This is a genomic window from Catenulispora rubra (assembly GCF_015356825.1).
In the GTDB taxonomy this organism is placed as follows: Bacteria; Actinomycetota; Actinomycetes; order Streptomycetales; family Catenulisporaceae; genus Catenulispora; species Catenulispora rubra.
The window spans coordinates 1-13,811 of the sequence record NZ_JAACYW010000300.1; the positions used below are offsets into that span (position 1 = coordinate 1).

11 protein-coding genes are annotated in these 13,811 nt (G+C 69.9%); 4 read left to right on the forward strand and 7 right to left on the reverse strand.

Features of this window, described 5'->3' with window-relative positions; all coding sequences use genetic code 11:
* Positions 1-28 precede the first annotated feature (28 nt).
* On the forward strand, positions 29-379 hold the full coding sequence (locus tag GWK61_RS45200) for a VOC family protein (protein ID WP_194918817.1): 351 nt from the start codon (positions 29-31) through the stop codon (positions 377-379).
* 38 nt (positions 380-417) lie between these two features.
* On the opposite strand, the gene GWK61_RS45205 is transcribed toward GWK61_RS45200, so the two are convergent.
* The 5 genes from GWK61_RS45205 to kdpF all read right to left on the reverse strand — a co-directional run bounded on the left by GWK61_RS45205 (position 418) and on the right by kdpF (position 6,629).
* Entirely contained in the window at positions 418-1,752 is a 1,335-nt protein-coding gene (locus GWK61_RS45205; protein ID WP_194918819.1) for a DUF2254 domain-containing protein, read from the reverse strand.
* 296 nt (positions 1,753-2,048) lie between these two features.
* Positions 2,049-2,699 carry a potassium-transporting ATPase subunit KdpC gene (kdpC, locus tag GWK61_RS45210; protein WP_194918821.1) on the reverse strand — a complete coding sequence of 217 codons (651 nt, stop codon included), beginning with the start codon at positions 2,697-2,699 and terminating at the stop codon, positions 2,049-2,051.
* Positions 2,700-2,713: 14 nt separating this feature from the next.
* Entirely contained in the window at positions 2,714-4,858 is a 2,145-nt protein-coding gene (gene kdpB, locus GWK61_RS45215; RefSeq protein ID WP_194918823.1) for a potassium-transporting ATPase subunit KdpB, read from the reverse strand.
* Positions 4,858-6,540: a potassium-transporting ATPase subunit KdpA gene (gene kdpA, locus GWK61_RS45220; RefSeq protein WP_194918824.1), complete on the reverse strand. Its 1,683-nt coding sequence runs from the start codon at positions 6,538-6,540 to the stop codon at positions 4,858-4,860. The genes kdpB and kdpA overlap by 1 nt, the downstream gene beginning before the upstream one ends.
* A complete protein-coding gene (gene kdpF, locus GWK61_RS45225) occupies positions 6,540-6,629 on the reverse strand; it encodes a K(+)-transporting ATPase subunit F (protein WP_194899130.1) in 90 nt (29 codons plus the stop codon). Before kdpF ends, kdpA begins: the two co-directional genes overlap by 1 nt.
* A 281-nt stretch (positions 6,630-6,910) precedes the next feature.
* On the opposite strand from kdpF, the gene GWK61_RS45230 reads away from it, so the two are divergent.
* On the forward strand, positions 6,911-8,581 hold the full coding sequence (locus GWK61_RS45230) for an amidohydrolase (protein WP_194918826.1): 1,671 nt from the start codon (positions 6,911-6,913) through the stop codon (positions 8,579-8,581).
* 138 nt (positions 8,582-8,719) lie between these two features.
* Positions 8,720-9,319, forward strand: a complete 600-nt coding sequence (locus tag GWK61_RS45235; RefSeq protein ID WP_194918828.1) for a hypothetical protein — start codon at positions 8,720-8,722, stop codon at positions 9,317-9,319.
* Positions 9,320-9,397: 78 nt separating this feature from the next.
* On the opposite strand, the gene lysA is transcribed toward GWK61_RS45235, so the two are convergent.
* Both lysA and GWK61_RS45245 read right to left on the reverse strand, forming a co-directional pair.
* Positions 9,398-10,774 carry a diaminopimelate decarboxylase gene (lysA, locus tag GWK61_RS45240; RefSeq protein WP_194918830.1) on the reverse strand — a complete coding sequence of 459 codons (1,377 nt, stop codon included), beginning with the start codon at positions 10,772-10,774 and terminating at the stop codon, positions 9,398-9,400.
* A gap of 68 nt (positions 10,775-10,842) precedes the next feature.
* Complete coding sequence (locus tag GWK61_RS45245) at positions 10,843-11,244, reverse strand: SAV_915 family protein (RefSeq protein WP_194918832.1); 402 nt, start codon at positions 11,242-11,244, stop codon at positions 10,843-10,845.
* 238 nt (positions 11,245-11,482) lie between these two features.
* On the opposite strand from GWK61_RS45245, the gene GWK61_RS45250 reads away from it, so the two are divergent.
* Positions 11,483-13,811: DUF4118 domain-containing protein (locus GWK61_RS45250; RefSeq protein WP_194918834.1), on the forward strand; the 2,329-nt coding region annotated here is incomplete at its 3' end.

Here is a 13,811-nt window from a genome sequence, read left to right on the forward strand (position 1 = left end):
TGTTTAAGAGACAGTCTAGGCTCGGCGCATGGCCAGTGTCATCAAGAGCGTGTCCTTCGACGCGCACGACGCGCTCGTCCTGGCGCGGTTCTGGGCGGCGGCGCTCGGGTCGGACGTGGACGAGGACTCGACGGCGGAGAAGGCGTTCGTCGAGGCGGCGGGCTGGGGTGGGCCGAACATCTGGTTCACGCGCGTGCCGGAGGCGAAGACGGCGAAGAACCGCGTGCACTTCGACCTGCGTGCGCCGGGCGCCATGGAGGACGAGGTGCGGCGGCTGGAAGGGTTGGGGGCCACGGTGCTGCGGCGCGGGGCGGCGATCACGACGATGGCCGATCCGGAGGGGAACGAGTTCGATGTGGAGCCGGGTCCTGCGGCGTAGCGGTGCGGCGGGGCGGGCCGCCGGGTGCTGATGACCGGTTACGCGGGAAGGGTGCCCGCGAGCCGGACCAGCGTGTCGTAGCGGCGCAGCACGTCCTCACGGTCCGCCTTCTCCGCCACCGTCTCCAGACACAGGGTCCTGATCATCTCGGCCTGTTCCAGCAACACCGTGCGCTGCTCCGGCAGCGGGGCCTGCTCCAGGATCTCGGTCAGGGCGTCGAGCTGGCGGATCATCACCGCGGGCATGCCGGCGGCGGCTTGGCGCACCTTCTCGAAGGCGCGCTGGACCAGGCGGTCGAACGTGGTCTGGGTCGTGATGACCCGGATGTAGCCCTGGGCGTCGCGGTGGATCTGCTCCGGGTGCCAGCGCAGGGCGATCTCGCGCAGGCTGTCGCCGATCCAGTCGATGCAGGTCAGTGCCGTGAAGGTGTCGTTGACGGCCGGTGACAGGGCCCTGATGGCGATCTCGACCAGCTGGTCGATGCCGAAGGAGATGTCCTGCGACAGGCTCCGGTACGGCCCGCTCAGGTGCGCCCGCTGGAGTGCCCGGGCCACGCTCGGCGCCGCGTCGGCCGGCCAGACCACGGCCATCGTGCGGCCGTTGACCAGGAAGTGGCCCGGCCGTTGCAGCAGGTGGATCACCGAGTTCGTGGACGTCGCGATGCGCACCAGCGTCGAGTGCCGGACGTACTGCAGGTAGCCGGACTCCGTGGCCTTCACCTCCCCCGGCTGCTCCGCCATCCGCGCCAGCAGTTCGGCGGCCGACAGCCCGCGCTCTTGGCGGCGACCGACCGAGGGCGGTGCCGCCTCGGCCGCGATCGCCTTCGCCACGTCGGCCGCGATCGAGGCGATCACCTGCGGCAGCTGGATCTGCACCGCGATGTGGTGGATGAAGTACAGCAGCACGGCCAGGTCCAGCACGACCAGGATCAGCGTCGTGGTGATGGACACGTGCGGGACGAAGTCGCCGTGCGGGCCGGGGCTGATCGCGATCAGCGCGAGGATCGAGTAGACGAACGTCGCCACGAACGTCCCCAGCGTCCACTGCGTCCCGCGGTCGCGCATGAAGTTGCGCAGCATCCGCGGGCCGAACTGGGTCGAGGCCAGGGTCAGGGCCACGATCACGACCGAGAACACCACGCCGATCACGGTGATCACGGCGGCCGCGATGGTGGTGAGGATCTGCCGGGCGGCGTCGGCGGTGCCGCTGATCACCCAGGACGGGAGCTTGATGTTGCCGTGGTAGGCGGCCCGGTCGAGGCTGACGGTGATCACGAACAGCAGGACCGCGCCGAAGACCTCCAGCATCGGGACCAGCCACAGGTTGGTGCGCAGCGCCTCACGGCGCCACTCGGAACGGAAGTCCAGTCGCATGGCAGAGTCCTGGGGGCAGGGCGGATGAGACGCCGACCAGACTTCCCGGCTCACCTGGACCGATTCTATCGGTGCGATCACCGCCCACCGGAAGGATCTTGGGACACGCCGCACCTGCCGGCGACGATCCCGGACAACCGCCGCCGATCGGCACTGATCACCACCGAGCGGCACGCGAGAACGGACGCGCGAGAACGGCAACGGCGGGACCGGCACGCCCCACGCGCGCCGGTCCCGCCGCCTTCTCGTCGCGTTGTCTCGCCGCGATCCCTCGCCGGGCCCAAGCCCGGCCGGCCTCAGCTCTTGACCGCCGCGACCGGGTGCTCCTTGTCCAGGGCCAGGTTCAGGGTCACCACATTGACGTACTTCTCGCCGAGGAAGCCCAGGGCACGGCCGGTGGTGTTGTCCTTGACCAGCTTGTCGACGGTCGCGGTGTCCAGGCCGCGGGCTTTGGCCACCGAGGCGGCCTGGTCGTCGGCGTTCTCCACCGAGATCCCCGGGTCCAGCCCGGAGGCCGAGGCGGTCACCGCGTCCTCGGGCACCTTGGTCGGGTCGATGCTGTACGCCTTGGCGTAGGAGGCGATCCGGCCCTCGATGGTGCCCTTGAGCGTGGCGCTGCTGGTGCCCAGGTTGGATCCGGCGGAGTAGGCGTAGTTGCAGCCGGGGTCGCTGGGATTGGCGGAGTTGGTGGCGTTGGACGGCCGGGCCTGGAAGTACTGCGGCAGGGCGTTCCCGCTCTTGTCGACGTACTGCTGGCACAGCAGCGATGAGGCCACGATCTTCCCGGAGCCGTCCTTGATGAGCGAGCCGTTGGCCTTGTCCTTGAAGGCGAGTTGCGCGATCCCGGTGACCAGCAGGGGGTAGGCGATGCCCAGGATGACCGTGAACACCACCATCGCGCGGATCGCCGCCAGGTGCCGCCTCAGCGGCGCGGAGATGCGTGACATGATTCCTTACTTCCTTACCGGATTCCGGGGATGTACATGACGATCAGGTCGATCAGCTTGATCCCGACGAACGGCAGCGCCAGACCGCCGGCACCGTAGATCACCAGGTTTCGCCGCAGCAGCGCGGAGGCGGAGGACGGCTTGTACTGCACGCCGCGCAGCGCCAGCGGGATCAGGCCGATGATGATCAGCGCGTTGAAGATGATGGCGCTGGTGATCGCCGACTTCGGCGAGTGCAGCCCCATGATGTTCAGCACGTGCAGGCCCGGGTAGACCACCGAGAACATGGCCGGGATGATCGCGAAGTACTTCGCGACGTCGTTGGCGATGGAGAAGGTGGTCAGTGCGCCGCGGGTGATGAGCAGCTGCTTGCCGATCTCGACGATCTCGATCAGCTTGGTCGGGTTGGAGTCCAGGTCCACCATGTTCCCGGCCTCCTTGGCGGCCGAGGTCCCGGTGTTCATGGCCACGCCGACGTCGGCCTGCGCCAAAGCGGGGGCGTCGTTGGTGCCGTCGCCGGTCATCGCGACCAGCTTGCCGCCCTCCTGCTCCTTCTTGATCAGCGCCATCTTGTCCTCGGGCGTCGCCTCGGCCAGGAAGTCGTCGACCCCGGCCTCCTCGGCGATGGCCTTGGCGGTCAGCGGGTTGTCCCCGGTGATCATGACCGTCTTGATGCCCATCGCCCGCAGTTCGGCGAAGCGCTCGCGGATGCCTTCCTTGACGACGTCCTTCAAATGGATGACGCCGAGGGTGCGGGCCGGCTGGCCGGGCACGTGCTCCGCCACCACCAGCGGGGTGCCGCCGGCGCCGGAGATGGCGTCGACCAGCTGGCCGACCTCGTCGGTGGGGTGCCCGCCGTTGTCGCGGACCCACTTCATCACCGCGGCCCCTGCGCCCTTGCGAACTTCCCGGCCGTCGTGCAGGTTCACCCCGGACATCCGGGTCTGCGCGGTGAACGGCACGAACTCCGCCCCGGTCAGCTCGCCCTGGTGCCGTTCGCGCAGCCCATACGCCGTCTTGGCCAGCACCACGATGGAGCGGCCCTCCGGCGTCTCATCGGCCAGCGACGACAGCTGCGCGGCGTCGGCCAACGCGTCCTTGTCCACCCCGACGACCGGGACGAACTCGGAGGCCTGGCGGTTACCCAGGGTGATGGTGCCGGTCTTGTCCAGCAGCAGGGTGTTGATGTCGCCGGCGGCCTCGACCGCGCGTCCGGACATCGCCAGCACGTTGCGCTGCACCAGGCGGTCCATGCCGGCGATGCCGATCGCCGAGAGCAGCGCGCCGATCGTGGTCGGGATCAGCGCCACCAGCAGCGAGACCATGACCACCAGCGACTGCGCCGCGCCGGCCCAGGTGGCCATCGGCTGCAGCGTGACCACCGCGAGCAGGAACACGATCGTCAGCGAGGCCAGCAGCACGTTCAGCGCCAGCTCGTTCGGCGTCTTCTGCCGGTTCGCACCCTCGACCAGGCTGATCATCCGGTCGATGAAGGTCTCACCGGGCTTGGACGTGATCTTCACGACGATCCGGTCCGACAGCACCTTGGTGCCGCCGGTGACCGCCGACCGGTCGCCGCCGGACTCCCGGATGACCGGGGCCGACTCGCCGGTGATCGCCGACTCGTCCACCGAGGCCACACCCTCGACGACGTCGCCGTCGCCGGGGATGACCTGGCCGGCCTCGACCACCACGAAGTCGCCCAACTGCAAATCGGTGCCGGGGACCTCGGTGACCTCGCCGGAGACGCCGAGCGCCCCGGAGACGCCCGGGGTCCAGGACGCCAGGCGCCGGGCCACGGTCGTGGTCTTGGCCTTGCGCAGGGTGGCGGCCTGCGCCTTGCCACGGCCCTCGGCCACCGCCTCGGCCAGGTTGGCGAACACCACGGTCAGCCACAGCCAGACGGTGATCACCCAGGCGAACACCGAGGGCTTGGTGATGGCCTCGTACGTGGTCAGCGCCGAGCCGACCTCGACGACGAACATCACCGGGTTCTTCGCCATGACCCGGGGGTCGAGCTTCTTCAGGGCGTCCGGAAGCGACTTCCAGAGCATCTTCGGGTCCAGGAACCCACCGCCCACGCGGCGCGGCTCCCCGCCCGGCTTGTGCTGCGGCGCCCGCGGCGCGGGGGCAGCCTCAGTCAGAGTGTTGCTTGACATCAGTGCAGTCCTTCAGCGAGCGGCCCGAGCGACAGGGCCGGGAAGTAGGTGAGGCCGACCACCAGCAGCACGGTGCCCAGCAGCATCCCCGCGAACAGCGGCGAGGCGGTCTTCAGCGTGCCCTCGGTCTCCGGCACCGGCTTCTGCTTGGCCAGCGACCCGGCCAGCGCCAGCACCCAGATCATCGGCAGGAACCGGCCGAACATCATGGCCAGCGCGCCGGCGGTGTTCCACCAGTGGGTATTCCCGGACAGACCGCCGAAAGCCGAGCCGTTGTTGTTGCCCATCGAGGTGAACGCATACAACACCTCGGAGAAGCCGTGTGGCGTTGGATGGCCGTCGTACAGGTTGCCGCTGCTGATCGAGGCTGTCTCACCCTTCAGCGCCATCGCCAGACCGGTGAAGACCAGCACCACAGCGGGCGTGGTCAGGATGTACAACGCCGCGTACTTCATCTCCGCCGGACGGATCTTCTTGCCCAGATACTCCGGCGTACGGCCGACCATCAGACCGGCGATGAACACCGTGACGATGGCCAGGACCAGCATGCCATACAGCCCCGAACCGGTACCGCCGGGCGCGATCTCACCCAACATCATGTTGAACATGGCCGCACCACCGCCAAGCGGTGTATACGAGTCGTGCCAGGAGTTGATAGCACCGGTCGAGGTCAACGTCGTAGAGGTCATGAACAACGTCGAGGCCGGGATACCGAACCTGGACTCCTTACCCTCCAACGCCGCGTGACCGTCGGCCAGGTTGATGCCGTGGTGATGCGTCTCGACGAACGTGGAGAAGGCCAGCGAACCGATCCAGATGATCGCCATCACCGACAGGATCGTGTAGCCCTGCCTGTGCGAGCCGACCATCTTCCCGAACGTCCGCGGCAGCGCGAACCCGATCACCAGCAGCAGATAGATCTCCAACAGGTTCGTGAACGCCGTCGGGTTCTCGAACGGATGCGCGGAGTTGGCATTGAAGATACCGCCACCGTTGGTACCGAGCTCCTTGATGACCTCCTGCGAGGCGGTCGCACCGGTGTACAGGCCCTGGTCCCCGTTGAGCGTGTGCACCACCGTCAAGTGGTCACCCAGCGACTGCACCGCACCACTGGCGATCAAGACCAACGAGAACACGATCGAGAACGGCAGCATCAGACGGAAGATGATCCGGGTCAGGTCCACCCAGAAGTTGCCCAACCGGTCGGTCTTGGAGCGCGTGAAGCCGCGGATCAAGGTCGCGACCACCGCGATGCCGACCGAGGCCGACACGAAGTTCTGCACCGCCAGACCGGTCATCTGCGCGACATAGCCCAGCGTGTTCTCGCCCGAGTAGTTCTGCCAGTTGGTGTTGGTCACGAACGACGCGGCCGTGTTGTACGCCAGGTCCGCGTTCACCTTCGGCATGCCCAGCGCCATCATCAAGTGATGCTGGATCCGCAGGATCAGGTACAGGAGCAGGACCCCGACGGCGGAGATGGCGAACACCGACCGCAGGTACGTGCCCCACGTCTGGTCCGCCTCGGAATCCACGCCCATCGTCTTGTACAGGACCTTCTCCACCCGAAGATGCTTCTTCGAGGTGAGGATGTGCGCCATGTAGTCCCCCAGCGGCCGGTAGGACACGGCCAGCAGGAGGACCAGGGCGGCGACTTGGAGCAAGCCGGCCCAGGTGTCCGACATCAGAACTTCTCCGGGAGGATCAGGGCCGCTATGAGGTAGCCGACCAGCAGGACCGACACGATCAGGCCGATGATGTTCTCAGCGCTCAAGACGCTCGACCCCCTTGATGATCAACGCGAGAAGGGCGAAGAACGCGATCGTGATCCCGACGAAAATCACGTCGGCCATCAGGTGCTCCTTGGATTCGAGGACGGGGTTACGCAGATCAGTGAAGCCGCCGGGACGACGCGTGCCGCTCCCGCAAGCGCGATGCAAACGGGCCCGGCGCGGATGCGCACACGGTCCAAACGTGCAGGTCGGTAGTCGGTCGCCTACTATCCGTGAAGTGCCTGTTCCCGACTTTCCGTGACCGATCAGACGAGTGCAAACCATGAGCGACATACCGGTGATTCGGCACGCCGACCTGATCCTGCGCGGCGGCCGTGTGCACACGCTGGACGCCGCCGACACCGTGGTCTCCTCGGTGGCCGTGGCCGACGGGGCCGTCGCGGCGGTCGGCGACGACCGGGAGACCGCGGCGCTGCTCGGCCCGGACACCGAGGTGCGGGACCTGGAAGGCCGTACGGTCGTCCCGGGCCTGCACGACTCGCGCCTGCACCTGGCCGACGCCGGCAACAGCTGGAACCTGCAGGTGCGCTGGGACGGCGTGCCGTCGCTGGCCGACGCGCTGCGCCTGCTCGCCGTCCGGGCCGCCGAGGCCGCGCCCGGCCAGTGGGTGCGGGTGCTCGGCGGCTGGTCCGACTCCCAGTTCGCCGAGCACCGGCTGCCCACGCACGAGGAGATCGAGTCGGTGTCGGCGGACGTGCCGGTGCTGGTGGTCTTCCTGGACACCGCGGCTTTCCTCAATCGGGCCGCGCTGCGCGCCCTGGGCTACGACAAGTCCACGCCGGACCCGCCCGGCGGGGAGATCCAGCGGGACGCTTCCGGGAACCCCACCGGACTGCTCATCGCCCGCCCGAGCCCGGCGGTGCTGGCACTGGCCATGGCCGGGGCGCCGCGGCTGGCGCCGGACGAGCGGGTGAACTCCACGCGCCGGTTCCTGCACGAGCTGAGCCGGCGCGGGGTGACCGGCGTGATCGACGCCGGGACGGCCAGCGTAGGGGCGGTCGGCGCCGGGGCGAGTGGCATCCCGGACTGCTACGACGCGCTGCGGACTCTGCGTGCGCAGAACCGGCTGTGCGTGCGGACGGCGCTGAACGTGTCCGCCTCCCGGCCCGGCGAGGAGCGCGAGGAGCTGGCGACGCTGCTCCGAGGCCTGAACTTCGGCGGCGACGACCTGCTGTGGTTCAACGGGGTCGGCGAGGGGCTGACGCTGGACGGCGTGGACTTCTCGAACTTCGCGGAGCCGCGTCCGGAGCTGCCAGCAGCCCTGGGACGGCACCTGGAGCCGGTAGTGCGGCTGCTGGTCGAGAACCGGTGGCCGTTCAGCTTCCACGCGACCTTCGACGAGACGATCGTCCGGTTCCTCGGGGTGCTGGAGACCGTGAACCGCGACATCCCCTTCGACGGGCTGCGCTGGGCCGTGGAGCACGCCGAGACCATCCGGCCGCAGACCATCGACCGGGTGGCGGCGCTCGGCGGCGGGATCACGGTGCAGCACCGGATGGCCTACCGGGGCGAGCGGTTCCTGAAGCGCTACGGGCCCGAGGCGGCCCGGCACGTGCAGCCGGTGATGGAGATGCTGACCCGCGGCGTGCCGGTCGGCGGCGGCACCGACGGCACCTGGCTGGCCGACGCCAACCCCTGGGGCGCGCTGCGCTGGTTCACGACCGGCACCACCCTCGGCGGGCTCCAGATGTGGCGGCCCGAGGACCGGCTGGACCGCACGCTGGCGCTGCGGCTGTTCACCGGCGGCAGCGCGTGGTTCACCGGCGAGCAGCGGCGGCGCGGCACGCTGGCGCCGGGGATGCTCGCGGACCTCGCGGTGCTGTCAGGGGACTACTTCAGCGTCGCCGAGGCCGAGATGGCCGATCTGGAGTCGGTGTTGACCGTGGTCGGCGGCAAGGTCGTGTACGAGGGCGGGCCGTACGCGACGCAGTGAGGCTCAGAGGGATCGGTGGGTTTTCGCCCCGCGAATCACGTGGTTCTACGGGTTCGCGCGCGGGCGGCGCTGCCTAGCGTAGTGATCGCCCCACCGAGGGGAGTGGGGCATTCACCAAGCATGTGGGGGGATCCACAAATGCACTGTCGTCGAATCGCGGTCGCGGCCGCTGTCATCGCGCTGCCTTTCGCGCTGACCGCCTGTTCTTCGAGCGGGACCAGCGGGGCCGGGTCCGGGCCGCTCGGGGCTCTCGGGCAGAAGACCGTTCAGCTGAACCCGTCGTCGCCAGCCGGCACGCCGAAGGGCGCTCCGACTCCGACGTCTCAGGACACTGCCGGCACCCCGGATTCGGGCGCCACGACCTCCGGATCGGATTCGGGCACCACGACCTCCGGATCGGACTCGAACCCGACATCCGCGTCGGATACGCACAGCTACGTCGCGTCCTCGGCGTTCTGTGCGGACGTGGCCAAGGCCACCGACGACTCGTCCAAGATGGACGCGGGCGACACCAGCGTCACCAACGCGATCACCGTGAAGGACGTGGACACCGCCCTCGCCGACGCCCCCGGCCCGGTCAAGGCGGACATGCAGATCATCGACAACGCCGTCCACGCCGACGCCGCGAACGGCAAGCCCGCCGACCCGGCCTCGACGCAGTCCGACAACCCGCAGGCCGACGCAGCGGCGGAACGCCTTCTCACCTGGGCCTCCGCCAACTGCAAGTTCCAGCAGTAGGCCGGCGCCCGAGTGAATCAGGGGCCGTATGCGCCGCGGTGAAGCGCATACGGCCCGGCTCGCGGTGCTGCGGCGCGGCTACAGGCTCACGTCGCGCGCCTGCAGGTCCTCCAGCGTCTCGCGCCGTATCAGGACCCTGGCGACGCCGTCGCGGACCGCGATCACCGGAGGCCGGCAGACCTGGTTGTAGGTGGAGGCCATCGAATGCTGGTACGCGCCGGTGCACGGGACGGCGAGCAGGTCGCCGGGGCGCAGGTCGGCGGGCAGCGGCAGGTCGTGCGCGATGACGTCGCCGGCCTCGCAGTGCCGGCCGACCACGGTCATCGGCTCGGTCGGCGCCGTGGAGGCGCGGCCGATGAGGCGGGCGGTGTAGGCCGAGCCGTAGAGGGCCGGGCGTGGGTTGTCGCTCATGCCGCCGTCGACGGCGACGAAGGTCCTGATACCAGGAATCCGCTTCATCGTCAGTACCCGGTACAGGGTCACGCCGGCGCGGGCCACGATCGCGCGGCCGGGCTCGACGGTCAGCTTGGGCACCGGGAGCCGGTGTTGCCGGCAGGCCTTGGCGATCACGGTGCGGACCGTGCGCGCGTACAGGTCCAGGTCGAAGTCCGGGTCGCCGTCGCGATAGCCGACCGCGTGGCCGCCGCCGAGGTCGAGTTCGGGGACGACGACGCGGTACTCGTCGCGGATCCACGCCATCAGCGCGATCAGGCGGCGGGCGGCCTCGGCGAAGACGTCGACGGACGTGATCTGGCTGCCGAGGTGGCAGTGCAGGCCGGCGAGTTCCAGGGCGGGCTTGTCGGCCAGTTGCCAGTGCAGCACTTGCCGGACCGCGTCGGCCGCCGCGCCGGTCGCCAGCGAGAACCCGAACTTCTGGTCCTCGACGCCGGTCGCGACCGCCTTGTGCGTGTGGGCGTCGACGCCGGGAGTGACGCGGATCAGCACCTTCTGCGGATGCCCCGCGTGCGCGGCGACCGCGAGCTGCGTGATCTCGTACGTGGAGTCCACCACGACGCGCCCGACGCCGTAGGCCAGCGCGTCCTGCACGTCGCGCGGGGTCTTGGCGTTGCCGTGCAGCACGATGCGCTCGGGCGGGAAGCCGACGTGGCAGGCCAGCGCGAGCTCGCCGCCGGAGCAGACGTCCAGCGACAGCCCCTCGGCCTCGATCCAGCTGATCATCGCGCGGCAGAGGAAGGCCTTGCCGGCATAGGCGATCTCAGCTTCGGGCAGAGCGGCACGATAGGCCCGGGCCCGGGCGCGCACGTCGGCCTCGTCCAGGACGTAGGCGGGGGTGCCGTAGGTCGCGGCGATCTCCGCCAGCCGGACGCCGCCGACCGCCAGATCGTCCTCACCGGTGGCAGTGGGTGAAGAAGGGGTCTTCGTCGGGCTCGGCAGGCCGGTCGTGGTCAGCGGCCACGGCGTCGTCTCGGCGGACAACCGCAGTCGGTTCGTCATCGCAGTCGCAATCGTCGGTGGGACAGCCGCAGAACCAGACTTGCGGCGCGGACTCGGTGGAGTGGTGCTCAGTGAGCATGGCGAGCCGCCAGGCGGATGCGGGCGCCGGCGCGGCGGTGCGTGGTGATCGTCTGCAGGGCGGCCATCGGCTTGGGCACGATGACGGACGTCGCGCGCTCCGGACGCGGGAGTTCGACGAACGGGACCGCATCAACCCGGGTCTCCTCGGCACCGGCCTCGGCGAACATGAAGCGCGCGACCCGCGCGTTCAGCGGGATCCAGCTCTGTTCGGGCCCGAACACCGCGCTCAGCGCGGCCTCGCAGGTGAACGCGAGCCCGACGCGGCGGCCGTCGGGCAAACGGCCGGTGCGCACGGCGATCGAGCCGCAGCGGCCGGAACGGACGGGGACCAGCAGCAGGTGCCGGTCGTCCTCCGTGCGTTCGTCGGGCTCCGAAACAGTGGTTTCCATAATGGGCTCCCTTCCTGCTTTCGAAGGTAGGAGCCGGAAACCGCCTCCGACAGAGCCGCCAACATGATCCAAGCGGCCCGGAGCCGGATGCCCACGGCTCGCAAGCAGACTTGTGAACGCGATCACGATGCAGGTCCGGGCCCCAATCGCAAACGCGATGCAAACGCCGGCGGTTATCCACTTATTCGTGCACGTGGGACGATCAGTGCGTGGTCAAGGTGACTGAGGTGAAGGCGCGATGAGCGCACGCGGCAAGCTGCGCGTCTACTTGGGCGCGGCCCCCGGAGTGGGCAAGACGTACCACATGCTCGACGAGGCCCAGCGGCGCGCCGAGCGGGGCGGCGACGTCGTCGTGGGCTTCGTGGAGACCCACGACCGGCCGCACACCCAGGCGATGCTGGAGGGCCTGGAGATCGTGCCGCGCCGCCGGATGGAGTACCGCGGCGCGGAGTTCGAGGAGATGGACATCGACGCCATCCTGGAGCGGCGTCCGACCGTGGTGCTCATCGACGAGCTCGCGCACACCAACATCCCCGGCTCGCGCAACGCCAAGCGCTGGCAGGACGTCGAGGAGCTGCTGTCGGCCGGGATCGACGTCATAGCGTCGGTCAACGTCCAGCACCTGGAGTCGCTGAACGACGTCGTGCAGAAGATCACCGGCGTGCCGCAGCGCGAGACCGTGCCGGACGAGGTGGTGCGCGCCGCGGACCAGATCGAGCTGATCGACATGGCCCCGGAGGCACTGCGCCGCCGGATGGCGCACGGCAACATCTACAAGCCGGAGAAGATCGACGCCGCGCTGTCCAACTACTTCCGTCCCGGCAACCTCGGCGCGCTGCGCGAGCTGGCGCTGCTGTGGGTGGCCGGCCGGGTGGACGAGGGCCTGCAGCGCTACCGCGACCAGCACGGCATCGACAAGGTCTGGGAGACCCGTGAGCGGATAGTGGTCGCGCTGACCGGCGGGCCGGAGGGCTCCACGCTGATCCGGCGCGGCGCGCGGATCGCGCAGCGGGTCGGCGCCAAGGGCTCGGACCTGCTGGCCGTGCACGTGGCCCGCTCCGACGGCCTGACCGGCGCCTCGCCGGCGCTGCTGGCCGAGCAGCGGGACCTGGTCGAGTCCCTGGGCGGGACCTTCCACTCGGTGGTCGGCGACGACATCCCGAACGCGCTGCTCCAGTTCGCGCGCGCCGAGAACGCCACGCAGCTGGTGATCGGCGTGTCGCGGCGCGGCCGGGTGGAGCGGTTCCTGGGCGGCTACGGCATCGGCGAGACCGTGGTGCAGCAGTCCGGCGACATCGACGTGCACATGGTCACGCACGAGAAGTCCGCGGCCGACCAGAGCCGCTGGACCTGGGTCCGGCGGGTGCTGCGGCAGCCGGAGACCGGGCCGCGCTGGTGGGGGCCGGTGGCCGGGCTGATCGTGCCGATCGTGCTGACCATGGTGCTGGCGCAGCTGCGCTCCGAGCTGAAGCTGACCAACCAGGTGCTGATCTTCCTGGCCGGGGTGGTCGCGGTGGCGCGCCTGGGCGGCCTGCTGTCGGCGTTCTTCGCCTCGCTGACCGCCTCGCTGCTGCTGAACTACTACTTCATCCAGCCGTTCTACCGCCTGACCATCAACGATCCGCAGAACATCCTGGCGCTGGTGGTGTTCACGCTGGTGGCGCTGATCGTGGCCTCGGTCGTGGACTTCGCCTCGCGGCAGGAGCGGCGGGCCGGGAAGGCCTCGGCGGAGGCCGAGACGCTCTCGGAGCTGGCGCGCTCGGTGCTGCGCGGCGACGAGGCCATCGGGGCGCTGCTGGGCCGGTTCCGGGAGACCTTCGGCATGGACTCGGTGGCGCTGCTGGAGCGCGTCGACCCGACCGCCCCGGTGCTGCCGGACGACGTCGACGACGCCGACGCGTGGCGGATCGTGGCGGCCACCTCGGGCGGCAGCGAACTGCCGTGCCGCACGCCCGGCGAGGGCGACGTGATGGTGCACGCCGGTCCCGACGCGATGCTGGTGCTGCGCGGGCGCGCGCTGCCGGCCGCCGACCAGCACGTGCTGACCGCGTTCGCGGCGCAGGCGGCGGTGGCGCTGGAGCGCTCGCGGCTGGCGCGGCAGGCCGCCGAGGCGGCGCCGCTGGCGGCCGCGGACAAGATGCGCACGGCGCTGCTGGCCGCGGTCTCGCACGACCTGCGCACGCCGCTGTCGGCGGCCAAGCTGTCGGTGGCCTCGCTGCGCGACACCTCGGTGGAGTGGTCCGAGGAGGACCGGGCCGAGCTGCTGGCCGGCGCCGAGGAGTCGCTGGACCGGCTCTCGCGGCTGGTGGAGAACCTGCTGGACATGAGCCGCCTGCAGGCCGGGGCGCTGAACCTGCACATGGAGGACGTGGCGATCGAGGACGTCGCGGCGATGGCGCTGGACAGCCTGGGGCTGGGCATCGACCGTACGCGGGTGGAGGTGCGGGACCTGACCGGCGTGCAGGAGGTGGAGGCCGATCCGGTGCTGCTGGAGCGGGCCGTGGCGAACCTGATCGCCAACGCGCTCAAGCACGGGGCCGAGGGCCGCTCGGTGCTGCTCACCGCCT

Coding starts and splice junctions, on each gene's coding strand:
- GWK61_RS45200 (WP_194918817.1), top strand. CDS start 29: ATGGCCAGTGTCATCAAGAGCGTGTCCTTCGACGCGCACGACGCGCTC.
- GWK61_RS45205 (WP_194918819.1), bottom strand. CDS start 1,752: ATGCGACTGGACTTCCGTTCCGAGTGGCGCCGTGAGGCGCTGCGCACC.
- kdpC (WP_194918821.1), bottom strand. CDS start 2,699: ATGTCACGCATCTCCGCGCCGCTGAGGCGGCACCTGGCGGCGATCCGC.
- kdpB (WP_194918823.1), bottom strand. CDS start 4,858: ATGTCAAGCAACACTCTGACTGAGGCTGCCCCCGCGCCGCGGGCGCCG.
- kdpA (WP_194918824.1), bottom strand. CDS start 6,540: ATGTCGGACACCTGGGCCGGCTTGCTCCAAGTCGCCGCCCTGGTCCTC.
- GWK61_RS45230 (WP_194918826.1), top strand. CDS start 6,911: ATGAGCGACATACCGGTGATTCGGCACGCCGACCTGATCCTGCGCGGC.
- GWK61_RS45235 (WP_194918828.1), top strand. CDS start 8,720: ATGCACTGTCGTCGAATCGCGGTCGCGGCCGCTGTCATCGCGCTGCCT.
- lysA (WP_194918830.1), bottom strand. CDS start 10,774: ATGACGAACCGACTGCGGTTGTCCGCCGAGACGACGCCGTGGCCGCTG.
- GWK61_RS45245 (WP_194918832.1), bottom strand. CDS start 11,244: ATGGAAACCACTGTTTCGGAGCCCGACGAACGCACGGAGGACGACCGG.